The 24,206-nt window shown below is 36.7% G+C and carries 26 protein-coding genes and 5 pseudogenes; 21 read left to right on the forward strand and 10 right to left on the reverse strand.

The genetic code is table 11. The annotated features are described in order from the left end of the window. The 9 genes and pseudogenes from JCM19034_RS22290 to yajC form a co-directional block, all read left to right on the forward strand. Nucleotides 1–197, forward strand: a 197-nt coding sequence (locus tag JCM19034_RS22290) for a hypothetical protein (RefSeq protein WP_197276395.1), incomplete at its 5' end; no start/stop codon positions are given. Between the two features lie 164 nt (nucleotides 198–361). Further along, nucleotides 362–1,510 (forward strand): YhcN/YlaJ family sporulation lipoprotein, encoded by a 1,149-nt coding sequence (locus tag JCM19034_RS10930; RefSeq protein ID WP_062049714.1) that lies wholly within the window; start codon nucleotides 362–364, stop codon nucleotides 1,508–1,510. 125 nt (nucleotides 1,511–1,635) lie between these two features. Continuing rightward, complete coding sequence (locus JCM19034_RS10935) at nucleotides 1,636–2,172, forward strand: intercompartmental signaling factor BofC (RefSeq protein WP_062049717.1); 537 nt, start codon at nucleotides 1,636–1,638, stop codon at nucleotides 2,170–2,172. 200 nt (nucleotides 2,173–2,372) lie between these two features. Beyond that, nucleotides 2,373–2,974: pseudogene (ruvA, locus tag JCM19034_RS10940) on the forward strand (Holliday junction branch migration protein RuvA). Nucleotides 2,975–2,992: 18 nt separating this feature from the next. Continuing rightward, a complete protein-coding gene (gene ruvB / locus JCM19034_RS10945; protein ID WP_062049719.1) occupies nucleotides 2,993–3,994 on the forward strand; it encodes a Holliday junction branch migration DNA helicase RuvB in 1,002 nt (333 codons plus the stop codon). Beyond that, nucleotides 3,991–4,200 carry a DUF2905 domain-containing protein gene (locus JCM19034_RS10950; protein ID WP_062049720.1) on the forward strand — a complete coding sequence of 70 codons (210 nt, stop codon included), beginning with the start codon at nucleotides 3,991–3,993 and terminating at the stop codon, nucleotides 4,198–4,200. The genes ruvB and JCM19034_RS10950 overlap by 4 nt, the downstream gene beginning before the upstream one ends. 90 nt (nucleotides 4,201–4,290) lie before the next feature. Further along, the gene (queA, locus tag JCM19034_RS10955; protein ID WP_062049723.1) at nucleotides 4,291–5,316 is read left to right on the forward strand and encodes a tRNA preQ1(34) S-adenosylmethionine ribosyltransferase-isomerase QueA; all 1,026 of its coding nucleotides are present in this window, start codon (nucleotides 4,291–4,293) and stop codon (nucleotides 5,314–5,316) included. 12 nt (nucleotides 5,317–5,328) lie between these two features. After that, nucleotides 5,329–6,467, forward strand: a pseudogene (tgt, locus tag JCM19034_RS10960) (tRNA guanosine(34) transglycosylase Tgt). A 36-nt stretch (nucleotides 6,468–6,503) separates the two neighbouring features. Continuing rightward, nucleotides 6,504–6,770 carry a preprotein translocase subunit YajC gene (gene yajC, locus JCM19034_RS10965; protein WP_062049725.1) on the forward strand — a complete coding sequence of 89 codons (267 nt, stop codon included), beginning with the start codon at nucleotides 6,504–6,506 and terminating at the stop codon, nucleotides 6,768–6,770. Nucleotides 6,771–6,899: 129 nt separating this feature from the next. On the opposite strand, the gene JCM19034_RS10970 is transcribed toward yajC, so the two are convergent. Next, complete coding sequence (locus JCM19034_RS10970) at nucleotides 6,900–7,661, reverse strand: SDR family NAD(P)-dependent oxidoreductase (RefSeq protein WP_062049728.1); 762 nt, start codon at nucleotides 7,659–7,661, stop codon at nucleotides 6,900–6,902. A 226-nt stretch (nucleotides 7,662–7,887) separates the two neighbouring features. Continuing rightward, nucleotides 7,888–8,220 carry a TIGR04086 family membrane protein gene (locus JCM19034_RS10975; RefSeq protein WP_062049730.1) on the reverse strand — a complete coding sequence of 111 codons (333 nt, stop codon included), beginning with the start codon at nucleotides 8,218–8,220 and terminating at the stop codon, nucleotides 7,888–7,890. Nucleotides 8,221–8,418: 198 nt separating this feature from the next. Here JCM19034_RS10975 and JCM19034_RS10980 point away from each other — a divergent pair. Together JCM19034_RS10980 and JCM19034_RS10985 are read left to right on the forward strand one after the other, a co-directional pair. After that, nucleotides 8,419–9,739, forward strand: a pseudogene (locus tag JCM19034_RS10980) (ArsB/NhaD family transporter). A gap of 77 nt (nucleotides 9,740–9,816) precedes the next feature. After that, nucleotides 9,817–10,335 (forward strand): YetF domain-containing protein, encoded by a 519-nt coding sequence (locus JCM19034_RS10985; RefSeq protein ID WP_062049732.1) that lies wholly within the window; start codon nucleotides 9,817–9,819, stop codon nucleotides 10,333–10,335. A 174-nt stretch (nucleotides 10,336–10,509) separates the two neighbouring features. Here the strand turns inward: JCM19034_RS10985 and JCM19034_RS10990 are convergent, their stop codons facing one another. Next, the gene (locus JCM19034_RS10990) at nucleotides 10,510–11,577 is read right to left on the reverse strand and encodes a rhamnogalacturonan acetylesterase (RefSeq protein WP_062049734.1); all 1,068 of its coding nucleotides are present in this window, start codon (nucleotides 11,575–11,577) and stop codon (nucleotides 10,510–10,512) included. A 382-nt stretch (nucleotides 11,578–11,959) separates the two neighbouring features. Between JCM19034_RS10990 and JCM19034_RS10995 the strand changes: the two genes are divergently transcribed. Both JCM19034_RS10995 and JCM19034_RS11005 read left to right on the forward strand, forming a co-directional pair. Beyond that, nucleotides 11,960–12,448, forward strand: coding sequence for a DUF3995 domain-containing protein (locus JCM19034_RS10995; RefSeq protein WP_156323960.1), 489 nt, complete (start codon nucleotides 11,960–11,962; stop codon nucleotides 12,446–12,448). Between the two features lie 605 nt (nucleotides 12,449–13,053). Continuing rightward, a pseudogene (locus JCM19034_RS11005) lies at nucleotides 13,054–13,538 on the forward strand (dihydrofolate reductase). Nucleotides 13,539–13,645: 107 nt separating this feature from the next. On the opposite strand, the gene JCM19034_RS21780 reads toward JCM19034_RS11005, so the two are convergent. From JCM19034_RS21780 to JCM19034_RS11025, 5 genes are all read right to left on the reverse strand, one after another. After that, complete coding sequence (locus JCM19034_RS21780) at nucleotides 13,646–13,819, reverse strand: hypothetical protein (RefSeq protein ID WP_156323961.1); 174 nt, start codon at nucleotides 13,817–13,819, stop codon at nucleotides 13,646–13,648. A 14-nt stretch (nucleotides 13,820–13,833) separates the two neighbouring features. Continuing rightward, a complete protein-coding gene (locus tag JCM19034_RS11010) occupies nucleotides 13,834–14,199 on the reverse strand; it encodes a hypothetical protein (RefSeq protein ID WP_062049741.1) in 366 nt (121 codons plus the stop codon). Between the two features lie 19 nt (nucleotides 14,200–14,218). Beyond that, nucleotides 14,219–14,425, reverse strand: coding sequence for a helix-turn-helix transcriptional regulator (locus JCM19034_RS11015; RefSeq protein WP_062049743.1), 207 nt, complete (start codon nucleotides 14,423–14,425; stop codon nucleotides 14,219–14,221). A 192-nt stretch (nucleotides 14,426–14,617) separates the two neighbouring features. Further along, nucleotides 14,618–14,932 (reverse strand): YbjQ family protein, encoded by a 315-nt coding sequence (locus JCM19034_RS11020; RefSeq protein WP_062049745.1) that lies wholly within the window; start codon nucleotides 14,930–14,932, stop codon nucleotides 14,618–14,620. Further along, on the reverse strand, nucleotides 14,913–15,128 hold the full coding sequence (locus tag JCM19034_RS11025; protein WP_156323962.1) for a hypothetical protein: 216 nt from the start codon (nucleotides 15,126–15,128) through the stop codon (nucleotides 14,913–14,915). The genes JCM19034_RS11020 and JCM19034_RS11025 overlap by 20 nt, the downstream gene beginning before the upstream one ends. Before the next feature lie 215 nt (nucleotides 15,129–15,343). Between JCM19034_RS11025 and JCM19034_RS23200 the strand changes: the two genes are divergently transcribed. The 3 genes from JCM19034_RS23200 to JCM19034_RS11035 all read left to right on the forward strand — a co-directional run bounded on the left by JCM19034_RS23200 (nucleotide 15,344) and on the right by JCM19034_RS11035 (nucleotide 18,967). Continuing rightward, on the forward strand, nucleotides 15,344–15,580 hold the full coding sequence (locus JCM19034_RS23200; RefSeq protein ID WP_231686926.1) for a hypothetical protein: 237 nt from the start codon (nucleotides 15,344–15,346) through the stop codon (nucleotides 15,578–15,580). A 43-nt stretch (nucleotides 15,581–15,623) separates the two neighbouring features. Further along, nucleotides 15,624–16,172, forward strand: a complete 549-nt coding sequence (locus JCM19034_RS11030) for an ion transporter (protein ID WP_231686927.1) — start codon at nucleotides 15,624–15,626, stop codon at nucleotides 16,170–16,172. A 254-nt stretch (nucleotides 16,173–16,426) separates the two neighbouring features. Next, nucleotides 16,427–18,967, forward strand: a complete 2,541-nt coding sequence (locus JCM19034_RS11035; RefSeq protein ID WP_062049748.1) for a TPM domain-containing protein — start codon at nucleotides 16,427–16,429, stop codon at nucleotides 18,965–18,967. 73 nt (nucleotides 18,968–19,040) lie between these two features. Here the strand turns inward: JCM19034_RS11035 and JCM19034_RS11040 are convergent, their stop codons facing one another. Continuing rightward, nucleotides 19,041–19,715 carry a PspA/IM30 family protein gene (locus tag JCM19034_RS11040; protein ID WP_062049749.1) on the reverse strand — a complete coding sequence of 225 codons (675 nt, stop codon included), beginning with the start codon at nucleotides 19,713–19,715 and terminating at the stop codon, nucleotides 19,041–19,043. Nucleotides 19,716–19,867: 152 nt separating this feature from the next. On the opposite strand from JCM19034_RS11040, the gene thiM reads away from it, so the two are divergent. The 3 genes from thiM (at nucleotide 19,868) to JCM19034_RS11055 (ending at nucleotide 21,503) form a co-directional block, all read left to right on the forward strand. Beyond that, nucleotides 19,868–20,683 (forward strand): hydroxyethylthiazole kinase, encoded by an 816-nt coding sequence (thiM, locus tag JCM19034_RS11045; protein ID WP_082394000.1) that lies wholly within the window; start codon nucleotides 19,868–19,870, stop codon nucleotides 20,681–20,683. 164 nt (nucleotides 20,684–20,847) lie between these two features. Then, the gene (locus tag JCM19034_RS11050; protein ID WP_062049754.1) at nucleotides 20,848–21,045 is read left to right on the forward strand and encodes a helix-turn-helix transcriptional regulator; all 198 of its coding nucleotides are present in this window, start codon (nucleotides 20,848–20,850) and stop codon (nucleotides 21,043–21,045) included. Beyond that, a complete protein-coding gene (locus JCM19034_RS11055; RefSeq protein WP_062049756.1) occupies nucleotides 21,042–21,503 on the forward strand; it encodes a hypothetical protein in 462 nt (153 codons plus the stop codon). Before JCM19034_RS11050 ends, JCM19034_RS11055 begins: the two co-directional genes overlap by 4 nt. Nucleotides 21,504–21,591: 88 nt before the next feature. Here the strand turns inward: JCM19034_RS11055 and spoVB are convergent. Then, a pseudogene (gene spoVB / locus JCM19034_RS11060) lies at nucleotides 21,592–23,158 on the reverse strand (stage V sporulation protein B). A gap of 106 nt (nucleotides 23,159–23,264) precedes the next feature. On the opposite strand from spoVB, the gene JCM19034_RS11065 reads away from it, so the two are divergent. Then, the gene (locus JCM19034_RS11065; RefSeq protein WP_231686928.1) at nucleotides 23,265–23,750 is read left to right on the forward strand and encodes a small multi-drug export protein; all 486 of its coding nucleotides are present in this window, start codon (nucleotides 23,265–23,267) and stop codon (nucleotides 23,748–23,750) included. Between the two features lie 16 nt (nucleotides 23,751–23,766). Further along, nucleotides 23,767–24,051 carry a post-transcriptional regulator gene (locus JCM19034_RS11070; RefSeq protein WP_062049759.1) on the forward strand — a complete coding sequence of 95 codons (285 nt, stop codon included), beginning with the start codon at nucleotides 23,767–23,769 and terminating at the stop codon, nucleotides 24,049–24,051. The last annotated feature ends 155 nt before the right edge of the window (nucleotides 24,052–24,206 follow it).

Genomic DNA, 24,206 nt, shown 5'->3' on the forward strand with positions numbered 1-24,206 from the left:
AACAAAAGCAGATGATGCCACAAGACCCGATGCAGCAAATGCAGATGCAACAAAATCCAATGCAGCCAATGTCACCGATGCCACAAGCACCACCTTATCCACCACAAACGGCAATGTCTTTTAACGACAATCAAGATATGACTGAGCAGCTTGCACAATTGAACCCTTATCAAGAAACTGATGATTATGATGATTAAATATACGCTAAAATGACCGGTACTTTAAAGTATCGGTTTTTTTTGCATTAATACCCCAATTAACCCGACTTTTGTTAACTACTTTAAAATTGTTCTATCCAAGACTTAACAGAGTAAAAGTAATGTTTCTAAGCCATTCTATATGGTGAAAGGGGGAATTTCACTTGAAGAAAATTGCTATGTCAGTCGCAACAGCAACCATTCTTTTAGGAGGTTTAGCTGGATGTGGCGGTGCAGATAATCAAGATGTAGGAATGAATGCCCAAAATAATCGAACAGGTATTCATTCTCAAGATATGGGAGCTACAGGTACAACTGGTCGCCATCACGGGGAAGGACCTATTACTGATATGATGACTCCAGATGAAGGACATCGTGGAGGATTTGGAACATCTGAGCATAACCGCACGATTGGTGCTCAAGGAGAACGTGGAACGTATGGAACAAACCGTGCGGGTGGTAACACGAACCAACAAGGTACATTAAATAATGGTCAACGCGGTGGCTATGGGCTAAATGCTGGAGAAGGTCAAGGACGTACCCATTTAAACAATTACAATACAGCTGGTGATCAACGTGGGTATTTTGGTACACAGGAAGGCCGTACTCCAGGTATGGGGAGAACAGGAATGCAAGGTCGTATGGGTGCTCAAGGAAACGGTGGCGGCGGCTTTGGTACACAAGGTATAACAGGTAATGATCGTCCAGGAATGGTTGATGAAGATGGAGTACTTCGGGAACGAGCTCGTAATGGTGCTGGTATGCAAAACAATGGTCAAAACCAACGTCAAGGCATGGGAGCACTTAACTTAAACCCACGTCATGCCCAAGAACGTTCTAGAGTACAAATGAATGATAATGCGACACAAGGAAATCGTTCTGGTTTAGGAAATAATACAGCTGGAAACCGTCAACAACAGATGACTCGTGCAAATCAGAATAATCGTAATGAAGCAGCAAATTATCACCGTAATTATGATAGTGAGACAGTAGAGAAAATTAGTAGAGAAATTAGAGACATTGATGGAGTGCAAGACGCACGTGTCATTGTTCATGATGATGATGTTGTCGTAGGAATCCAAGCGGATAAAAACATTAATGACGTTCGTGATAAAGTTGAAGATCGTGTTAATGACGTCGTTGATGACAAAGATGTTCGTGTTGTAACGGATTCTGATGCATATGGTCGTATTCGTACAATGGATGACGATCTTCGTGGCGGTGCAGCATTTGAAGAAATAGGTGCAACATTTGATGACATGTTAGGTGATTTAGGGAACGCAGTAACTCGTCCGTTTGAACGTTCTCGTTAAATCATTAAAGACTACTGGAATATGTTCAGTAGTCTTTTTTTATATATTAATCGCATAAAACGAAATTTGTTTGGGAACGCTGATGGTGTATACAGATTATGAATGGATATGGTGGTGAATAGCTGATGAGGAACAAGTCATTTCATCTCATACTATTAGTTGCTGCACTCATTAGTGTTCTCTTTTATTTAAGGGAGGATAAAGTTGATGTAAGTCCGACTAAAGAAGAGTTTGAAGCACTTGAAGTTCTTGCCCCGCAAACTGTTAATGTTGTATTAGAGAGGGTATATTTAGACGGTGAAAAAAGTGAGGAACATATTGAAGAAACGATATTATCAATGGAGGATTTTTGGGCATTTTATGAAGATTGGGACTTAATTGAACAAAACGGTGAGGAAATTGTTTTTAGAAAAGAAATGCATGATATATCTCCTTTACTTAAAATAAATGGTTATTTCGGTATAACGGAGGATGGTATATTAACGATTTTTGAAGGAGAACCAAATAGAGAAAAGGTCATTCAATCTTTTTTTTACATTGATACATCAAAGTTAAAGAGCCAACATTATATCGAATTAGAAAAAGGAATCCCAGTTAAAGATTTACGTAATTATGAAGATGTCCTACAAGTATTTAGTGACTATAAGGCAGAAGAAATATGAGAAACCAAAGAGAGAAAGGAAACTCTCTTTGGTTTTTTGGTTGCTATGTAATGTTTACCGCAAACGTGAGCTAATGGGTTATGCAGTAGCTCCTTGAAAGAATGTATGTCGAAAAAAATGATTCATTTATTCATCATCATAGTGTCAATTCGCTAGTTATGGTAAAATAAAAAGTACTGTGTTGAGAGGGGAAATAGAAAGTGATTGATTATATACGTGGGACGTTGGTGGAAGTTGAACTTTCTTATATAGTTGTAGACCATCAAGGATTAGGGTATCAAGTTTATTGTCCGAATCCGTTTCGGTTTCAGCAATTCGAAGGGGAAACGATACAAGTATTTACCTATCAATATGTTCGTGAAGATGTACTACGCTTATACGGGTTTGCCAAAAAGGAAGAACGTGTTTTATTTGAAAAACTATTAAATGTGTCAGGGATAGGTCCTAAAGGCGCTTTAGCTATTTTAGCTTCAGGTGAACCTGAAAATGTCATTTCAGCTATTGAACAAGAGGATGAAGCTTTTCTTGTACGTTTTCCTGGTGTCGGAAAAAAACAGCACGGCAAATGATTCTTGATTTGAAAGGGAAACTTGATGAGATAACCCCGAATCTCCTAGTACAAGCCGATGCGGTTATGCTAAACAAGCCTTCTCGGTCGGAGCTAGAAGAAGCGTTAGAAGCATTGCGTGCGTTAGGTTATGTGGAGAAAGAGCTGAAAAAGGTACGACCTCACTTGGAGGATGAAAGCTTGACAACTGATGGTTACATTAAAAAAGCACTCCAATATATGTTGCAAAACTAGTGAGAGGGGGAAATGTTGATGGAGGAACGAGTCGTTTCAGCAGAGGAACAGAATTTTGAAGATTCACTTGATCAGCAAGTTCGCCCACAACAAATTGATCAATACATAGGACAGGAAAAGGTTAAACAAAATTTGAAGATATTCATGGAAGCAGCAAAAATGCGTGAGGAATGTTTAGATCATGTGTTATTGTATGGTCCTCCGGGGTTAGGGAAAACAACGTTGTCGTCAATTATTGCAAGTGAGATGGAGGTCAATATGCGAACAACATCTGGACCAGCGATTGAGCGCCCTGGCGATCTTGCTGCGATTTTATCTGGTTTAGAGCCAGGTGATGTTTTATTTATTGATGAAATTCATCGCTTAAATCGTATGGTCGAAGAAGTGCTTTATCCTGCGATGGAGGATTTCTGCCTTGATATAGTAATTGGGAAAGGTCCGTCAGCTCGCTCTGTTCGCCTTGATTTACCGCCATTCACGTTAGTTGGGGCAACAACACGAGCAGGAATGCTATCAGCACCGTTACGTGACCGATTTGGGGTTATGGCTAGGTTAGAATATTATACAGAGAGTGAGCTTACACAAATTGTTCAAAGAACGGCTGATATTTTTCAAGCGAAAATTGATTATGAAGCTTCAGTAGAAATTGCCCGTCGATCACGTGGAACACCGCGAATTGCCAATCGCTTATTAAGAAGAGTTCGTGATTTCGCACAAGTCCAAGGAGATGGCACCATTACGTTGGCAATTGCCGACCATTCTTTAGAACAGCTACAGGTTGACGAACGAGGTCTTGATCATATCGACCATAAGCTATTACTCGGAATGATTGAAAAGTTCAGAGGGGGACCTGTTGGCTTAGAAACAATTGCAGCAACGATTGGTGAGGAAGCAGATACAATTGAAGATGTGTATGAACCGTATTTATTACAAATTGGATTTTTGCAACGTACGCCACGAGGTCGGATTGTTAGTCCGGCTTGCTATCAACATTTTCAAATGGAGGAACCATCAAAATGAATTTCGCGAAAGTCTTAATTGGCTTAGGAGTACTATTCATTATTATTGGTTTGTTATGGTTAGTAATTGATCGTTTTATTCCATTAGGAAAGCTGCCTGGTGATATTATGATTAGGCGTGAAAATATGACGTTTTATTTCCCAATTATGACAAGCATTATCGTTAGTATAATTTTATCGCTTATATTCCTTCTTTTTCGGAGATAGTTGAAAATTGCTCTTTTTTAAAGGTTTCGGTATGATAGCTAAGAGGTAAAAACGAACTATTAGGAAGATAACAATAAAGGTGAGATACTCATGAATGTGGAAGATTTTGATTTTGACCTACCAGAGGAATTAATTGCACAAACGCCACTGCAAGATCGAACAGCGTCTCGTTTGCTTGTGTTAGATCGAAAAAAGAACGAACGAGCTGATCGAACTTTTAAGGAGATTATTAATGAATTAAAAGCGGGTGATTGTTTAGTTTTAAATGATAGTCGCGTGCTACCTGCAAGGCTCTATGGAACAAAGGAGGAAACTGGTGCACAAATCGAAGTTCTTCTTTTAAAACAGGAGCAAGGACATGTTTGGGAAACGTTAGTGAAGCCAGCAAAACGTGTCAAAAAAGGGACAGTTATTCGTTTCGGTGATGGTAGGCTACAAGCAACATGCATCGGTGAGACTGATCATGGGGGGCGGATGCTTGAAATGGAGTTTAAGGGCATTTTCCACGAAGTTCTAGAAGAGCTTGGAGAAATGCCATTACCTCCATATATTAAAGAAACGTTATCTGATCAAGAACGTTATCAAACCGTTTATTCCAAGCATAGTGGATCAGCAGCGGCACCAACGGCTGGTCTTCATTTTACAACTGAGCTGTTAAACATGCTAAAAGATAAAGGAGTTCAAATTGCCTTTGTGACCTTGCATGTTGGACTAGGGACATTTCGTCCTGTTAGTGTCGATAAAATTGAGGAGCATAAAATGCATGCTGAATTTTATCAAATGAGTGAACAAACGGCAGATTTACTAAACGAGGTTCGCAAACAAAATGGACGTATTATTGCCGTAGGTACTACGTCAGCAAGAACACTCGAAACAATAATGAGTCAACATGGAACGTATAAAGAATGCTCTGGCTGGACATCTATTTTTATTTATCCTGGCTATGAATTTAAAGGGATTGATGGATTATTGACAAATTTTCATTTGCCAAAATCCACGCTTATGATGCTAGTTAGTGCGTTTGCAGGAAAAAAATTTATGATGGATGCATATGCTCACGCGATTAAAGAACGATACCGTTTCTTTAGTTTCGGTGATGCGATGCTAATTGTTTAAGGAGGAACGTTGATGGCGGCCATTACTTATGAACATATAAAAACGTGTAAACAATCAGGAGCTCGCCTCGGTCGTGTTCATACGCCACATGGCTCATTTGAAACACCAATCTTTATGCCAGTTGGAACATTGGCAACGGTAAAGACAATGAGCCTGAAGAATTAAAAGAAATCAATGCTCAAATTATTTTAAGTAACACTTATCACCTTTGGCTTCGTCCTGGGCACGATATTATCAAAGAAGCGGGTGGATTACACAAATTTATGAACTGGGATCGGCCCATTTTAACCGATTCAGGTGGATTTCAAGTATTTAGCTTAAGTGATTTACGTAAAATTGAAGAAGAGGGCGTTCATTTCCGTAACCACTTAAATGGTGATAAGCTCTTTTTAAGTCCTGAAGGAGCAATGGAAATACAAAATGCACTAGGATCTGATATTATGATGGCATTTGATGAATGTCCACCATACCCAGCTGAATATGATTATATGAAACAATCGGTAGAGCGAACAAGCCGATGGGCTGAACGCTGTATCAAAGGTCATAAACGTCCGCAAGACCAAGGTTTATTTGGGATTGTTCAAGGCGGTGAATATGAGGAGTTGCGGAAACTAAGTGCTCGTGATCTCGTTTCGTTAGATTTCCCTGGCTATGCTATCGGTGGGCTTTCAGTTGGTGAGCCGAAGGATGTAATGAATCGAGTATTAGAGTTCACGACACCGCTTTTACCGTTTGATAAGCCTCGCTATTTAATGGGGGTTGGATCTGCTGATTCGCTAATTGATGGAGCCATTAGAGGAATTGATATGTTTGACTGTGTCTTACCAACAAGAATTGCTCGAAACGGGACATTAATGACAAGTGAAGGAAGACTAGTCGTTCGAAATGCTAAATATGCACGAGATTATCGACCACTTGATGAAAATTGTGATTGTCATGTTTGTCGAAATTACACTAGAGCGTATATTCGACATTTAATTAAATGTGAAGAAACGTTCGGATTTAGACTTACCTCTTATCATAATCTCTATTTCCTGTTAAACTTAATGGAGCAAGTAAGACAGGCGATTCGTGATGATCGTTTGCTTGACTTTAGAGAGGAGTTTTTTGAGAGATACGGTTTCAATAAACCAGATGCAAAAAATTTCTAAAATGTAAACCGTTTACTAAAGAAAGGAGGGGACAAAATGGAGATATTTACTACAATGATATTACCACTTATTTTAATGTTTGTAATTTTTTATTTTCTATTGATTCGTCCGCAACAAAAGAAGCAAAATGCAATCAATGAAATGCATAATGCATTAAAGCGTGGCGACAAAATTATTACTATCGGTGGATTACATGGTACGATTGATTCAATTGATGAGGATCGTATTGTGATCCTAGTAAATGATAATCGTAAGCTGACATTTGATCGTACAGCTGTCCGTGAAGTCGTAAACCCTGACTGATACATAGCGGATGCTGTAGAAATGTACAAAGGATTCCCAATCAAATTTGATTGGGAATCCTTTTCACATTACCAACACTATACCCGCCATTCGTCCCTTGTTGAGCAAATATATAAAGATTTGCGACTATTATTTTGCCGTTTGCCCACCGTCAATTGCAATTTCCGCCCCCGTAATAAAACGTGATTCATCAGAAGCAAGAAATAAAACGAGATATGCTACATCTATTGGTTCTCCTATATAACCAATCGGAATATCCTTTAACGCGTTTTCAATCATTTCTTTATCTTCAGTCACTACAGATACCATTGGTGTATTAATAAACCCAGGATGAACTGAATTCACACGAATTTTTTCAGGTCCAAGTTCAACTGCTGCTCCTTTTGTTAACAGACGAGTAGCCCCTTTTGATGCAGTATAATGAACTCCTGCAGCACCACCAACCAGTCCTGCCATTGAAGATATATTTACAATTGAACCTTGTCCTGCTTTTCTCATTTCTGGAACAACTGACTTAATACCTAAGAAATTTCCAGTAGCATTTATATTCATAAATTTATTCCAACTGTTTAAATCAACAGTGTCAATTTCTCCGAAACCTTCAGCTCCGCCAATACCTGCATTATTTACTAAAATATCAATTTTTCCATATGTCTTTACAGCTTCTTCTACAACCTTTGTCCAATGTTCTTCGTTTGTAACATTATGTTCGATAGCAATAGCATCGCCGCCATTATCAACTATTTTTTTTACAACTTTATTTAATAATTCAACTTGAATATCAGTAGCTACAACCTTTGCCCCTTCTTGTGCAAACAAAATTGCTTCTTCAGCCCCTTGTCCACTAGCTGCTCCAGTAATAATTGCTACTTTATTAGACAATCTACTCATAGATGAATCCTCCTTCAATTTTATGATCTAATCTATACGTCTTTATTTACATAAAATGTAATCGATCTAATAGTAGTTTTAGCACCTGTTCTTTAATTATCCTTAAAGAATAAATTGACGTTTGAATTTAATTACGAAAAAGGTTGCATCCACATGGATCCAACCTTTTTACATAAATTAGAATGTACTTTTCAAAAAAACTCTCTTCAAAAAGAGATTTTTAACATTAATCTCCAGAAAGATTAACCCCAACAACGCCACCAATAGCTCCTGTTAGAATATAAAGCCCGTGAAATAAATATTGTTCATTTGTAAAGCTTACATCATATCCTAAAAATTGAATGAGTAATGTAAGTAATGAGAACGTTAGAGCTGTTACAGCCCCAACCAATAGTCCTTTCTCTTTTGCTCGACCACCTGCCATTAAACCACCTGTAAACATTGCTAAAAACGCAATCGCGATAATAAACCAATGAACAGATTGTTCCGATAAGGAACTAAAAGTAAGAATGAGTGAAATGATAAAGCTTGCTGTTAGGATTAGGATAAGAATTGTCATGAAGCCAAACAAAATGGCTGAAAAAATGAACGATTATTCATAGAAAGTTAACACACCTTTCCGAGGTATTGAACATATTGTTTCTCCAATTCAAAGCCCTTTTTTACTAATGCTTATTCATGGTTGTACAAAATAGACTTGTTTTATTAAAAAGGTGAAAAGAAAAGGGAGACATGTTTAAGTAAGACAAGTCATACGATGGTAGAAATGAGTGGAAGGGAGTTCATTTCATGGCAGTCACCTTAGCCTTAGTTATTTTCTTAGCAAGCTACTTTTTTATTATTATTGAAAAATTTAATCGAGCCGTGATTGCATGTTTCGGCGGAGTACTCATGCTCGTTTTTGGTGTATATGATATTAATATCGCATTTTTACATCATATTGACTGGCATACGATCACGCTTTTGCTAGCAATGATGATTTTAGTTTCGATTACAAGCCAAAGTGGTTTTTTGAGTACATTGCCGTCACCTTAGCAAAAAAAGTGGGAGGGCGGCCACTGCCGTTATTATTTGTTGTCGCTAGCCTTACAGCTGTAGGATCCGCTTTTTTAAATAATGTGACAACGGTATTATTACTTGTCCCGATCATATTTACATTAACTTCATTATTAAAATTGCCTCCTGTCCCATTTTTATTAACAGTTGTCATGGCCTCAAATATTGGAGGAACGGCAACTTTGATTGGAGATCCACCCAATTTGATGATTGGTCAGGCTGTTTCGCATTTGACATTTAATGATTTTCTTATTCATTTAAGCCCCGTAGTGATCGTCATTTTTATTGTTGTTATGATAGGTCTGCTCTTTGCATATCGTAAGCAATTGATTGTAACTAATGAAAGCAGAAATCAATTAATGGCTATTAATCCAGCTGATTATATTAAAAACAAAACTCTTTTAGTAAAGTCAGTCGCCATTTTAACTGCAACGACAGCAGGCTTTGTCGTTCAACCATTTATTCATATCGACTTAACGAGTATCGCGATGATTGGTGCATTGCTCTTAATGCTAGTGACACATGATGAACAAGATATGGAGGATGTTTTTCGTTCGGTTGAGTGGGTAACGTTGTTTTTCTTTATAGGTCTTTTTCTACTCGTTGGAGGATTGCAGGAAGTAGGAATTATTGATGAATTAGCCAAAGCTATCCTTTATTATACAGAAGGAGATTTACCGAAAACAGCGATTTTCATTTTATGGGGTTCGGGTATTTTATCAGGATTTGTTGATAACATTCCATTTGTGGCGGCAATGATTCCAGTTATATTAGAATTCCAAGAATTCGGAATGAATGAGCTTGATCCTTTGTGGTGGGCATTAGCTTTAGGAGCATGTTTAGGTGGGAATGCGACAATCATTGGTGCGACCGCAAATGTAATCGTCGCTGGAATGGCATTAAGAGCGAAATGTCCTTTTAGCTATCTAGAGTTTCTAAAGGTCGGAGCACCAATTGCACTAGCCTCATTTCTCATATCGACTGTCTATTTATATTTTCGCTATTTAGTTGAGTTCCTATAACTACCAGTTTATTCATCTAATGTCAGATGGAATTCAGGTCATACTAAAAAATATAAGGAGAAAAGGGGAGCATAATTATGGAATACGTCACAATCATTGTACGAGCCGTATTCATTTATTTCATCGTTCTATTTGCGATACGATTATGTAAAAAGCGTGAATGGCTAAATATCGTTGTCGTCTTTATGATTGCCCAGCTCGGTGTCGTTTTTTTAATTTATGTAGAAAAACCACTTTTACTCTTTTTATTGCCAACGCTAACGTTACTCTTAATTCATATCCTATATATATGGTTGATCAAAAAGGAAGAAGAAATGATTGAACGGATTCAAAAAAGTCATTCGCAGCAGGAGGTGTTTCAAAAGATTATTGAAAAAGAGCGTACATCCTCTTCGGAGAGAGCGACTCTTCCGGCTGTATTAATTATCGATGGAAAGATTCAATTCCAAACGCTGCAAGTTTTGAAAAAAACAGAGTTTTGGTTAAGGAAACAATTAAAGCAACTTGGTTATCGAAACATTAAAGCCATCTCCTATTGCTCGTTTAAAGATGGAGGAACGTTCTATATTGAAGAAACCTCACAAGATTATTCGTAACCACTACATGTTGTAATTGTAGTGGATTTTTTTTGACAGTGTCTTCATAAAATGAGGGAAAGGTGTTTTCCAGATGTAATCCATTAGGTCCTATTAACAGAAAGTGTTCCCATTGAGGTATTTATACGTTCCTTATAAAACTTTTATAAAGAACGTATACAATTTTTAAAAGGATTATAGTTCTTTATGTAAGTCTTCAGCCACTAATTTTGCAATTGAAAACGCTCCGAGCTCGGAAAAATGGGTATCATCTATGATTCTGTCGGGATGATTGCCAAATTCTGAAGGCTCTAACCACATAAAGAGGTTTTTCGATAGATGTGGGCCAAGCTTTTCAAAGAGAAATTTGCTTTTTTCGGAAAGATCAATAAATGGAACTTGATTCTTTCTTGCGATTTGTTTCATAGCTACAATGTAGTCGCCGTGCGTATTAATGATGTATCCGTTCTGATCAAATTTGCGTCGATGCACAGGAGAGACAAGAATAGGAATGGCATGATGTTTCCGTGCACTTTGTATAAACAGTTCTAAATTATCACTAAATGTTGTATATGGTTCCGTCCCACCTTCATTGTCCTTTTCATCATTATGTCCGAATTGAATTACGAGTAGATCGTTCGCTTTAAGACTTTTTTCAATGAATGCTAGACGCTGTTCTTCGATAAAGCTTTTCGTACTTCTTCCAGAGCGGGCGTGATTTGAAATCGCATATTTAGCCGATATGAAGCAAGGGAGGAATTGACCCCATCCTGTAAAAGGAAACTGGCTAGAAGCTTGATCAACAACAGTTGAATCACCTGCTAGAAAGATTGTCCGAATCCGGTCGTTACGAGTGATTTTAATAGTACGAATGGCAGCATTCATACCGACAAAAGCAAGACGAAGTTCTTTATTTTCAATAGCAATTGCAGTGGTCATTGTACGTAGTTGTCCTTTTGGTACATAAATGTGATGAAATAGTCGTTGCCCAGCACTTGCTATTACCGTCGTATTGGAATCAAATTGATCAGAGCCAAATGTAATTTCTAAATCATAATGGCCATTTTCGACATCGATGATGAAGCTTGGGGTAAAGGGGAGAGTGTAGTTACCTGGATAAGAATCTTTTTTGTCTTCATCATTTGAAATGGGGGTATGAAATAAGAAGCCATAACCTTTTAAAGGAGAAAAAGAAGCATCAGGAGATAGAAAAACAACGTTATTATTTTCACGTATAAGTTTAAAACCTTCTAATAATGTCATGAAAACGCCTCCAATCGTTTATTACGTACAGTATAACAGAGTTCATGTTTATATACATAAAAAACTTTACATGAAGGAAAGCGCTCATGTTAATATTTAATTATATTGTTTTGCAAGGTAGTGTTCTTACGTTTTTTTAGGGGTTAAGAGTGCATATTTTTTTAATTATTGTTTTACAAGGTAGTTTAGGGAGGAGTAGGATCGATTGTCAACAAGCCAAATGATAAAAGGAAAGGGTGAAAAAGATATTGATGACTAAAGAGAAATTTTAGAAGATCTAAGTGTTTATTTGACCATCATAATCTAATGGAAAAAATATGATAGTATGGAAAAGTAGTATTGAATGTTAATTCATCCTTTGCACTCAGATAGGAGCATGATTATGTCAAAGAATAACGTTTGGTTAAAAACGGCAGCCTTCACGGCATGTATGACAGCAATAGTCTATGCACTTCCACACTTTTGGTGGGGATTAGGCATATCACTGGCCTTTCCTGGAGATTTCAATTCGGTGCCAAATGATCCAGTGGGTAATTTTATTGCCTATTGGGTAATGGGAATAATTAGTTTGGCTGCAGCTGTTTTCGCATTCGCTTTTGTATTACCCTGGGGCAAGCGAATCCCTAGGCTGCTATTGCTAATCCCCGCATGGTTAGGAGCTATCGGACTTACGGTATGGGGGTTCGGATTTATTTATTTGCGATTCTTCCTCTTCATTGGCCGTGTCGAATCGGCACCCGCATTTGCCTTACAGGATTCGGATCCAACAGCTGTCGGTTGGGCGACTTTCTGGTATGGATTATTTATTATATGGGGGATCGCCCTCGGTACAGCAGCCTTTCAATTTAAAAAAACACATTCAACTCTCTGATTATCCAAGCACTTAATAATAGGATTGAACCTAAACCTAGTTGATGGTAATAATAGAAGAATCAAACTGGGTTGCTTTGGTAAAATATAATTATACTGTAACCTATTTAAAAAGAATAAAAGTAGTCCATACGACATTATTTGTATCCAATTTAGGCGAAAATAATCCTCCTATGGGCTTTTTTTGTGTTTACAGTAAAAACAATAAGAGGTCAAAAAAATGGAAGTATCAGAAGTTTACAGTAATTGTGAACAACCAGAATGGGGATGTATGGTGACCTAGTTGTGAGGATTGGGGAAGCAAGTCAATATTTATTTTTAAAAATATTCACGGAAAAAAGTAGCTTAAATTTACAGGAGTGAAATGTATGTGAATGTGAATAAAGGAGAATGATGAGTACTTTTAACCTTGGTTCTAGCTTAGAGGCAATCCATATTTTTGGTTCGTTTATGTTATTATATGGCACTTATGTTGGCTTGATTTTAAGCGTTTATCGGAGGAAGGATCTTGTACAAGTAGCACGGTAAGTTATTAGCTCACGGTATCTACAGGGAGGATTTCTAGGTCATTGTTACGAAATAGTGAATGAAGGAGAGTGGTAAGTCATGCACGTGTCGTTAATTGTAGCAATGGATCGAAATAGAGTAATTGGCAAAGACAATCGCCTACCTTGGCGGATACCGTATGATTGGGATTATGTGTTAAGGAAAACCAAGGGGATTCCAATTATTTTAGGGAGAAAAAATATTGAAGCCAATGGGAGAGCATTACCTGGAAGAAGAAATATTGTCGTAACGAGAAACAAAGATTATACGTTTCCTGGCTGTGAGATTGCACATTCGGTAGAAGGTGTTTTCAAGTTATGTATACAGGAAGAGGAAATCTTTATTTTGGTGGAGAACAAATATATGAATTATTTATGCCGTATGTCAAAACAATGTATATAACGAAGATTGATGAAGAGTTTGAAGGTGATACGTTTTTTCCTGAAGTAGATTTGACGGATTGGAAGGAAGTATCAGTTGAAAAAGGGCCTAAAAATGAAGAGAACCCATATGATTATTACTTTCATGTATATGAGCGAATTTAGAGTATGAAAAATGCCCCCCTTTTGTTAAAAGTTACGTTTTTTATCGAGGGAAGCTGCTACGCTCCCTCGAACCAGAAGCCATTATTCCTACACTAATTATCATTTATTTAGTTTGAAACAGCTACAAACAATACTGAGACAACAAACAAACTTATAAAAAGAATGCTTAGTTTGACATATCCTACCTTTGTTATTGAATTGTCATCACTTTTATTTCTTTTTACAATTAGTAAGGATAAAACGAAACCAATTATAATCACGATCGGTAAAAATGTCTCCATGTTCATTACCTCCATTAATAAATTTTCGAGTAAATGACAAATGACAGAAAAACGGTTAACGTAACTAGAGCACTTAGAAGTTGTATAAGCAAAATAGCACTTATAGCAATAATTTCAAACTGTAAAAGGATAAAAAAGATCAGCAAATATACCATGGTGGCAAAAAATGACGCAAACACCCCTTTTTCTCGGATCAGTTTCATCCGTTCATCCTGTTGTTTGAATTGTGGATAAAGGTAACCGAGGCAAAAGGACATAATCATTTTTGCTAAAAACATATACGTTATCTTAAGCGTGGGTTCAGTTGCGATGAATAAAAGAACTGCCATAAAGCCGAAGAACAATCCGAATAAATAAAATAGTTTTCTTCCGTAATCCATTTTATGTCCTCCTCTAATGTTATTTTTCTTCTTTCCCTTCATAGATAAATAGTTCCTCAATTGACGTCTCGAAAAGCCTAGCTAGCTCGAAAGCTAACGGTAGGGAAGGAGAATACTTTTCCTTTTCAATTGAAATAATCGTTTGTCTTGACACACCTAACTGTTTCGCTAAATGCTCTTGTGATAATCCACGCTTTTTTCTGAATGCAACAAGATTATTCTTCAAAGATATTCACCTCTATTTCAGGATACATGTAAAGTACACTTTACGTCAAGTTCACTTTACATTCTCTGAATTTATTAAGGGAAAAAGTTCAGACCGTGATTTTGCTGGATTATTTCTCAATGAAAAGTTGCTTCAAAGATCTTGTAAGACCTTTAAAGGCAACCCGAAAAAATGAAATTTATAAACATTTTTCTAAGATATTTTTACGGCCGTTCCGTAAGCAATAATTTCTGCTGCTTGTTGCATAACCGTTGATGTCTGCATGCGAAAGCCAATAATTGCGTTTGCCCCTTTACTTTCAGCATCTTCAACCATACGGCCGATTGCAATTTTACGTGCTTCCTCCATCATTTCGTTATAACCTCGAATTTCTCCACCGACAATACCTTTTAGTGAAGCGGTAATATCACGGCCTACATGCTTTGTACGAACCGTACTTCCTTTTACATAACCAATTACTTCTAGAATTTCATGATTAGCCACGTCATTAGTAGTCACGATCATCATAATTGTCTTCCTCCTTTTTTTCTCTTACTCTTTCAATAATAAATAATACAAGAATCATAATAATAATGATAACTAGTAAAGTAAATATAATTATTGCTCCTATAAATGAAAATGAAAATACTATAATTCCTGTAATATAAAGCAGGGCCGCCAAAGCGATGAGGAATAATTTACTTTTAACAAATTTTTCTTTCACTATCATCCCTACCATTCTTTAATATTGAACTTGCATAATTTAATTTACGGATGATTACTAAAATGGTTTCACATCTTTATAATATTTTTCATTTATATTAAATTAATTTTAGAGCAATAAAGTTAGCACAATGGTTAAAGGATTAACATTGATTTTTCTCTAAATGAAGTATAATAATAAATATAGTATGGATAGAAGGGAAACGTGATGGTTGAATGGTAATAAAAAAGAGAGAAGAGAATACGCATACGTCTTTACGGGCACAAATTAGGAATTTAGTGGAGCATCGTTATTTTCAGCCGATAATCATAGGAATTATTCTGTTAAATGGCTTAATTATCGTCGCTGAAACGTATTTGACGGGAAATCAACTTTTGATTACTTTTGATAAGATCATCGTTTGGATCTTTGTTATTGAGTTAATTTTAAAATTAACTGGATTGGGTTTTTAAAGGCTACTTTTCTGAACGATGGAATCTATTTGACTTTAGTATAGTGATAGCTAGCTTTGTATTTTATTCGACACCGTTTGTCAGTGTGTTAAGACTTATTCGTGTACTGCGGTTAATTAGAATGATACCTGCCATTCCAGCGTTAAGGAAAATTATCGATTCCTTATTAAAATCTGTACCTGCCTTGACAGGAATTTTAGGTTTGACAATTTTAATTTTTTCAATATACGCAATTATTGGAACGACTTTCTTTAGTGAGGTACTTCCGTATGAATTTTTTGGAAGCTTTCACACTTCATTATTTACGTTGTTGCAAGTCGTTACATTTGAATCTTGGGCTAGCCAAGTGGCAAGACCGATTGTTAATGAAATTCCATGGTCTTGGGCTTATTTTGTTTCTTTTATCATTATCGGTGCACTTGTTATTTTAAATTTGGTAGTAGCTGTCATTTTAAGCTATCTAGGTCAAGAGGATGATGAACAACTTAATGAGCAAATGAATCGTTTATATAATGAAAATCAGGAGCTAAAGAAAGATATAGCTGAAATTAAAGCACTATTAGTTGCAGGACAGAAGAATAAAAGGATTTAATCCAATTTAGGACATTGAAAGAGATTTTTTCAATGTCCTATTTATATAGGAAGGCTGTGTAATCCCATTATCCTCGCTTTCTTTAAATTTACTATTTCCAAGAAACTCGATTTTTCCTATTTCAAAAGTCTGCTTGTTTCTATAGTGCCTTTTTTAAATAAAAGGTGGTAAGATAATTATAATGAAACGAACAACTAGTCAACATCGTAAATTCTAAGTAATGTTAAATATTTCATCAAATTAGGAGGAAGCAAATGAACATTTTTCATAAATCGGCTATATTTATGTTTATTTTATGTCTAATTTTCATTCCAATGAACGTTCAGGCTGCTGTTTCGATCATAGATGATGGGGACTTTTTCAGCGAAAGTGAAGTTCAATCGTTAGAAAATCAATTTGCCAATTCTGAGCATGACTATTATATTGAGACTTTGATGAGTTTAGAAGGACAGTCAATTAGTCAGTTAGCTTATGATACGATGCAGGAGGTTCGATCTGAAGGATACTCATCTGTCGTTCTAATATCAAATGAAGAAGGCGAAATTTATTTGGAAGTTGCAGAAGAAACAGTGATGGATCAGGCAATAGGCTCCGCGTCAATTGAGTCTATTTTAGATGATACGTTTATTCCGAAGGCGATAGAAGGGCAGTTTGCTGAAGGAGTCGAGGAGTTGCTTACATATATTGAGTCATTAGAAATTCCTGTAGAAGCTGTAGAGTCGACCGATCAATCTGAAGAAAAGCAAGATGCTGCTCCGGCAGAATCAGCAACGTCATCTTCAGAACGTGATTCTTCTACAAGTTCATCTACTGATAGCGAGGGGGACTTATTTTCGGTACTTCTATTAGGTCTTCTTATTTATGCTATATATTTATTTTTTAAGCAAAGAAAAGCAAAAAAACACAAAACTCAGGTGCTTGGACTACAAAAAGGGCTTGTTGCTAGTCTAGCAGGTCCATATAATAAGACAAATGAAAAAGCTAGTATTAGTAAAGGGAAAACACAAACGGTATTTGAACAATTAAATCAAGAGATTGAGCAATTGTTGAATAAAGTGAAGGAGAGAGAAAAAGAATTAGAGGATCTACGTATTCCTTTCTCGCGCTTTCCGAAATTTCATAATCAATTAAAGGTTATAGAAGAGGAGAGCTTGAGGGAAAAAGAGGAGGTAGAGACGTTAATAGCTCATGTTGATGAACAAGCAAATAAAGAATTAGAAACTTCTCGCCAGCTCGATCAACTATCGAAAAGTCTAGACCAAGTTGATAATAGTCTTAAGCAATTAAGTGAGGAAACGGACCATTCATTCGAAAGATTATTTGAACGTCAAAGAGAATTGTCAAACGAATTAGCTCGAGTAAAAAAAATAGAGGATGAATTTGATTTTCTTACTGCATCTAATCAGCTAAAAGGGATTGATGTCTCAGTTGAATATTTTTTAAAGGAAACTGATTTACTAAAAGAACTATTAGAGAAAAATAAATTAATTAGTCTTCACATTGAAGACAGAGAAAAAGAGCTTACTTCTTATGTAGAACGTGAACGGTTAATTTTAGCTGATGATGATCCATATGCTTTGATTGCGGAAGCGAAGGAATTTGCTAGTCGATGTTCAGCTTTACTTGATCAGGGAAATGCGTACGAAGCCAATAAAGAACTCGATACGGTTGAGAACCGATTAAATGAAGCAATGAAACGTGTAGAAATGCTTGTATCGTATCGTGATGAAACACTTGAAAAAAGGAGACAATTAGATAATGATTTAAAGCAATATGAGAATATTGATGAAGCTTTTTCTCATGAAATACATCGACTTTCAGCTAAGTATGTCAGTGAACATTGGTCAGTTTTAGAAGAAGAGTATGGAAGATTAAAACAATTGGTTGAAGAAATTCATACGGCTTTTCTGAAAATTGACCAATGGATGCAACTTGATGTCCAACAATATAAAAAGAGCTTTGAAGAAATAACTAGGTCCCTACAGCAATTCGAGGAAATCGAAACTCTTTATCAAGTTTGTTTCGATAAGTACGATCAATTAGAGAATCATTATCAATCTATGGTGAACAAGCAGAATGATTTAACAACTCATATGGAAAACTCCGAAGCAATAGCGAGGCAAAATCGTTTACCTATTCGTTTTGCTATTGATGATGTGAAACGAGGCTTTCTCATCATTAAGGGACTGATTGAAGAACGTCCACTTAATCTTCATCTATTAGAACAAGAGTTAGTAGAGCAAACAAACTTTGTTGAAGATTATTGTCATGAAGTTGATTATATATTGAATGAAAAACAGAAAGCTGAACGTGAATATGAAGACCTAAAAGCAGCGTTTCGTACAGCTGATAGACGTTATTCAACTGGCTTTTTCTCGTCGGGAAATTATCGTAAACGATTTAAGTCATGTGATTCGCAAATTAAATCTTACTTAAATCAAGGGAAATTTAATGATGTAATGAATGAAATTAAGATTGGTAGAAGAATTATTCAAGATATGAAGGATGAACATGATCGAATTGAAGCCAAGCGTTTACGAAGAACGGCCCAGATTGGTAATGTGACACGTAGTGGCGGCAACTTTGGCGGTGGATTCAGTAGTGGAGGGCGCTCGAATAGCTCACGAGGTGGAAGTACTAGCTTTGGTGGTGGCTCTGGCTCTCGTGGAGGTAGCTCTAGTTTTAGAAGTGGTGGTTCCAGCGGAGGTAGCTCAAGCTTTCGCGGAGGCGGCTCTCGTGGAGGCGGCTCAGGTTTTCGTGGAGGAGGTTCTCGCGGGGGTGGACGTAAATTTTAACTATTAAAGAACACAGACCATGGAAATTTCCCCATTTCCATGGTCTGTGTTGGTTTTATTAGTCTCAATTTAGTTAAGAATCCTTTTGTTGGAGCTTTGCTTTTAGAGCAGCTAGCTCACTATCAACCGAACTTGTAGCATCAAGTGCTTTTAAGTCATCATCAAGTGTTTTATTCGCACTACGCATTTCATCTGAGGCATCAGCTTCCGCTTCTTGGTGAATAACCTTTTCTTCCATTCGGCTAAATCCGCTTTTAGCTCCGTCACCGATTCCAGACATCGTTTTGTTTACTGTAGCACGAGCCTTCGCACTTTCAGCACGTGCTTTTAAGGAATCTTTTTTCATCTTCATTTCATTATACTCATTTTTCATTTCAAGAAGCTTTTCTTTTAATTCAGATGATAGTTTATGAGCTTCTTCATAAGAGTGTTTTAAAGAATCCGCATTTCCCTGGTGCTTGTTCTTATCTTCTAAAACTCGTCTAGCTAATTCTTCATCTCCAGATTCAAGTGCTTTGATAGCTTGTTCTTCTCTTCTTTGGACGTATTCTGCTGCTTCTTCATATTTGTTTTTTAGAATTTTTTCGTTTGCAATCTGCTTTGCAACAGCTGCCTCAACTTCCGATAGATCCTTTTCCATATCAACGAGATATTGATCCAACATTTTAGCTGGATCTTCAGCTTTGCTTAATAAAGCGTTTAATTCTGATGATACAATTGTACGAACACGATTAAAGAAACGAAACATAATAATCCCTCCATATATTAGATATGTTTATTTTATCACAATGTTACAAACCAGGTAGCGACTACCTTAAAAAATATACGTATGAAATGATGTTTCCGTTTCATATTTTTGCTTTAACTTTCTAGTTATGGTGAAATAGTTAATAAGGAGTGATGAGTTTGGTTTTAACACAAATTATTGAAACCGTATATCAAGTTAGAAAACAGAACCCGTTAGTACATAATATTACGAACGTTGTTGTCACAAACTTTACAGCTAATGGCTTATATGCATTAGGAGCTTCTCCAGTTATGGCATATGCGAAAGAGGAAGTTGCTGATATGGCTAAAATAGCTGGAGCTCTCGTATTGAATATAGGTACATTGAATAGTGAAGAGGTTGAAGCAATGCTCATAGCTGGAAAATCAGCGAATGATCACGGTGTACCGATCGTGTTTGATCCGGTAGGAGCAGGGGCAACCCCCTATCGATCAGAAACATCACAAAGTTTGGTAGAGCAATTAAATGTAACGGTTATTCGTGGTAATGCTGCGGAAATCGCAAGTATGATTGGTGAACAAATAACGATGAAGGGTGTTGATGCTGGAGATAGCTCTTTTAATACGGTTGAATTAGCTAAAAAAGCAGCAAGCCAACTTCAATCCGTTGTTGTCGTTACTGGAGAAGAGGACATAATAACAGATGGAAAAACGACGTACGTTGGACAAAATGGCCATTCAATATTAACGAAGGTAACAGGGACCGGTTGTTTGTTAACGTCTGTTATTGGTGCCTTTTTAGCAGTTGAAAAGGATGTGCTTGTAGCTTGTGCCTCGGCCATTTCATTTTATGGAGTTGCAGCCGAACTTGCACAAGAAAAGACAGGTGAAGAAGGTCCCGGAAGTTTTCAAATAGAATTTTTGAATCAATTATCAAAAGTAGATGGGAAACAGCTTGAAAAGTTTGTTTCCATTCAAAAGCATGAATAAGGAAATACCCTTAAAAGTCTATAGCTTTTAAGGGTTTTATTTTATCTAATTTCATTTTAGTTCAACATACTAGTTAGAAAATCTCATTTTCATGTTGAATATAACTACCGATTAATGTAATATATATATTGCATGGAATATATATCTTACATGAGGGAGGTAAAATGAAAAATAATGTGAGGAAGGTTAGATTGGAACAATCTATGACGCAGGAACAATTAGCTCGTAAAGTGAGTGTAACTAGACAGACGATCGGTTTAATTGAAAAAGGGGAATACAATCCAAGTTTACAGCTTTGTGTATCAATAGCCAAAACGCTAAATCAAACGTTAGATCAACTTTTTTGGGAGGTCGAGCAATGAAGTCATGGATTTCTTTTTTAATGCCTGATGATGAGTATAAAAGAATTAAACTCTTATATTATTATGCTGAGGGAGCGGTTTTACTAGTTGTTTGCTTATTTGTTTTAATTTTTGTACATGAGATCTTTCTATTAGAGCTAACAACAACCCATGTTTTATTATTATCAATTGGTGTGTTCATTTTTTATACTGCGTTAAGATATACATGGTCTGGAATGGAATATGATGATGTTATGACTAAACGTCGCTTTAACAAAGAAAGGAATGTTATTTTCATAAGAGGTACGGCTTTTCCTTTAATTTTTCTAACTGTTTATTTACTAATTATTGAAAAACCAACAGACAGAGATGAGTGGATTAACTTAGTTGGATTAATCGTAGGTATGACCGTTATATGGAATCTTTCGAGCTATATTTCTTTGAAACGTTCTTATAAAAAGAATAAAGAACTAGTATAGTATTTCTATCACTAAATAATTAGAGCTTGGATGAAGAAATATCCTCATCCAAGCACAGCAGCGTGAAAGTAATAATATCCGTCAATTCTCACCGTACAAAAGATTGCAACCAATTCCCAATCAAAGGAATTCTATTTAATTCTTCCCCCTTAACTAACCCCAAAGCAAGTGTTAGTGCACAGTAAAATATGAGGGTGATGGAAATAGTTAAAAACGTATGAATAAGTAAAGAGGACTGTGTAAAAGCATATTCAGACAATAAATAGCCAACCCATCCCGATACGATAATGAGGAAAATCGATTTTATGAACATTTTCGTTTCAATTGTAAAACTAATTGATTTAGCGATGGAGGCAAAGTGAAGCATTGTTACAAGAATAAAGCCAATAACAATAGCTAGTGCGGCCCCCATTATACCTAGTTCCGGACGTGTTGCCAGAGCAAAGATCGCTACAATCTTCACAATGGCTCCAAAAAGGCTGTTCATCATCGCTGCCTTTGCTAAGTCTAATGCCTGGAGTGTAGCTTGAAGTGGTGCTTGAAAATAGAGAAATAATGTAAATGGTGCCATGAGCTTTACATATGTAGCTGCGTAAGGTGCATCATACATGAGTGTCATGATCGGTTCAGCAAATATATAAAGGACTACAACGGATATACCACCCGAAAGCATAGCCAGTCTAAGTGCTTGATTTAACCGGAAGTGAACGGTTTGATAATGATTACGAGCAACTGCTTCACTAATAGCTGGTACTAATGATACGGACAGCGAGTACGTAATAAAGGTAGGAAGCAAGATAAGCGGAATGACAAACCCTGTTAATTCACCATATTGTTTTGTCGCAATAACCGTTGTGACTCCAGCGATTGCTAGGCTGTGGGCCACGACAATCGGTTCGAAAAAAAGCCCGATTGAGCCAATAAGTTTACTCCCAGTCGTCGGCAAGGCGATTGTCATTAACTCACGAAACGTTTTTTGACCGCCTTTCACAAATTGAAAAAATTGATGACGAACTCTAAAAACGTTTATTCGTTTTAAACATGAAAATCATAAATAGCAATGAGGCTAGCTCACCAAAGACGACAGAAATCATCGCACCAGCTGCTGCGTATTCGATTCCTAGCGGTAAGAAAGCAGTTGTTGTGACTGCAACGAGTGTAATCCGCACAATTTGCTCGATCACTTGTGAAATAGCTGTTGGCTTCATATTTTGTTTGCCTTGAAAATAACCACGCATAACTGACGATAGTGCCACTATTGGTACAATAGGGGAAATGGCAATTAATGGGTAATAAGCACGTTCATCAGTTAAAAGTGTTTGTGCTACGAAAGGTGCAAATAAAATCATCACAGTTGTAAAGATTAGGCTGAGAACAGCAGTAATTGAAAGAGAGACGACAAGGATTTTTTTGATTTTTCCTCGGTCATTATTTGCTTCTGCTTCAGCAACCAGTTTTGAAATCGCTACAGGAAGTCCGAGTTGTGTCAAATTAATGACGAGAATAAGAGTAGGAACGGCCATCATATATAAACCTACACCTTCAGCACCCATTATCCGGGCAATGACAATTCTATTAACAAACCCTAGAAATCGAGTAATTAGACCGGCAATAATCAGGATAAACGCTCCCTTTAGAAACGTTTGCTTTGTCATGAATACACCTACTTTCTAAAAAAAATGATGGATATTTGCCGTAATTATTTATATGCTTATTAGTGGGGCAAGCATGACAAGTTGTTTACAAGAAAGGGAGAGGAATGTGAAAGAAAGATTACAAGAGTTTATGTTAGAAAACTTCAGTTTTTTACCACCTGAGCTTTTCATTGTTTTCATATCGGCGTTACCGATTTTAGAGTTACGTGGCGGAATACCGCTTGGTCCTTTGTTAGGTTTGTCATATGGAGAAGCACTTTTTTATGGGATTCTCGGAAACCTTCTTCCAATTATTCCAATCCTCGTTTTATTTCGACCAATTAGTAAATGGATGTTGCGATTTAAATTATATAAACGGTTCTATGATTGGCTATACAATCGAACGATGAAAAAGAGTGACAAGGTAGAGAAGTTTGGAGCACTCGGTTTAATTTTATTTACCGCGGTTCCTTTACCTACGACTGGAGCATATAGTGCTTGTTTAGCTTCAATATTATTTTTTATTCCTTTCCGATATGCATTAATAGCCATCTCGACGGGCGTTGTCATTGCAGGACTTCTAATTTCTACAATTGTTTACTCGATCTTTTAAAGGGGTGAAAATAGATATGGGAGAGAAGCAACAATTTGATGTTTGGAAGGAAGAGGTAGAACCCGCTTTACGCAGCAAAGTGGATGAGTTTCATCTATTAGGTTATGATCGTGCGACTAAGGAAGAAGTATGGAAATGCGTACTATATCAATTACGGAAGAAAAAAGAATTTATTCATAAGCATGCGTTTGTCAATCATATTTTAACATTAAAATCACAGACGTATATGACATGGTTAACGATACACGCTTATAACGATCCAACAGATTGGTTTGCTGATTTTGAAGGAAAGCAAGTATAAAAAGCTTAGCTTGCTGTCTTTTTCTAAGAAAGTTATAATGGAAATTATTGCAGTTACGGGATTAGAGAAGGGGGCAAAAGAGATTTATGGTTAAAAAAGGGCGAATTGTCGCTTTTTTCTTATAGTTGCAGTAATAGCTGGTGTTATTTGGGCAA

The sequence above is a fragment of the Bacillus sp. JCM 19034 genome, assembly GCF_001310635.1.
In the GTDB taxonomy this organism is placed as follows: Bacteria; Bacillota; Bacilli; order Bacillales; family Bacillaceae_D; genus Halalkalibacter.

Coding starts and splice junctions, on each gene's coding strand:
- JCM19034_RS10970 (WP_062049728.1), bottom strand. CDS start 7,661: ATGAGTAGATTGTCTAATAAAGTAGCAATTATTACTGGAGCAGCTAGT.
- JCM19034_RS23200 (WP_231686926.1), top strand. CDS start 15,344: ATGGTAATAAAAAAGAGAGAAGAGAATACGCATACGTCTTTACGGGCA.
- yajC (WP_062049725.1), top strand. CDS start 6,504: ATGGAGATATTTACTACAATGATATTACCACTTATTTTAATGTTTGTA.
- queA (WP_062049723.1), top strand. CDS start 4,291: ATGAATGTGGAAGATTTTGATTTTGACCTACCAGAGGAATTAATTGCA.
- JCM19034_RS10975 (WP_062049730.1), bottom strand. CDS start 8,220: ATGACAATTCTTATCCTAATCCTAACAGCAAGCTTTATCATTTCACTC.
- JCM19034_RS11020 (WP_062049745.1), bottom strand. CDS start 14,932: ATGATGATCGTGACTACTAATGACGTGGCTAATCATGAAATTCTAGAA.
- JCM19034_RS11010 (WP_062049741.1), bottom strand. CDS start 14,199: ATGGATTACGGAAGAAAACTATTTTATTTATTCGGATTGTTCTTCGGC.
- JCM19034_RS11070 (WP_062049759.1), top strand. CDS start 23,767: ATGGGAGAGAAGCAACAATTTGATGTTTGGAAGGAAGAGGTAGAACCC.
- JCM19034_RS10950 (WP_062049720.1), top strand. CDS start 3,991: ATGAATTTCGCGAAAGTCTTAATTGGCTTAGGAGTACTATTCATTATT.
- JCM19034_RS11050 (WP_062049754.1), top strand. CDS start 20,848: ATGAAAAATAATGTGAGGAAGGTTAGATTGGAACAATCTATGACGCAG.
- ruvB (WP_062049719.1), top strand. CDS start 2,993: ATGGAGGAACGAGTCGTTTCAGCAGAGGAACAGAATTTTGAAGATTCA.
- JCM19034_RS11040 (WP_062049749.1), bottom strand. CDS start 19,715: ATGTTTCGTTTCTTTAATCGTGTTCGTACAATTGTATCATCAGAATTA.
- JCM19034_RS10985 (WP_062049732.1), top strand. CDS start 9,817: ATGGAATACGTCACAATCATTGTACGAGCCGTATTCATTTATTTCATC.
- JCM19034_RS11055 (WP_062049756.1), top strand. CDS start 21,042: ATGAAGTCATGGATTTCTTTTTTAATGCCTGATGATGAGTATAAAAGA.
- JCM19034_RS10990 (WP_062049734.1), bottom strand. CDS start 11,577: ATGACATTATTAGAAGGTTTTAAACTTATACGTGAAAATAATAACGTT.
- JCM19034_RS21780 (WP_156323961.1), bottom strand. CDS start 13,819: ATGGAGACATTTTTACCGATCGTGATTATAATTGGTTTCGTTTTATCC.
- thiM (WP_082394000.1), top strand. CDS start 19,868: ATGAGTTTGGTTTTAACACAAATTATTGAAACCGTATATCAAGTTAGA.
- JCM19034_RS10995 (WP_156323960.1), top strand. CDS start 11,960: ATGTCAAAGAATAACGTTTGGTTAAAAACGGCAGCCTTCACGGCATGT.
- JCM19034_RS11035 (WP_062049748.1), top strand. CDS start 16,427: ATGAACATTTTTCATAAATCGGCTATATTTATGTTTATTTTATGTCTA.
- JCM19034_RS10935 (WP_062049717.1), top strand. CDS start 1,636: ATGAGGAACAAGTCATTTCATCTCATACTATTAGTTGCTGCACTCATT.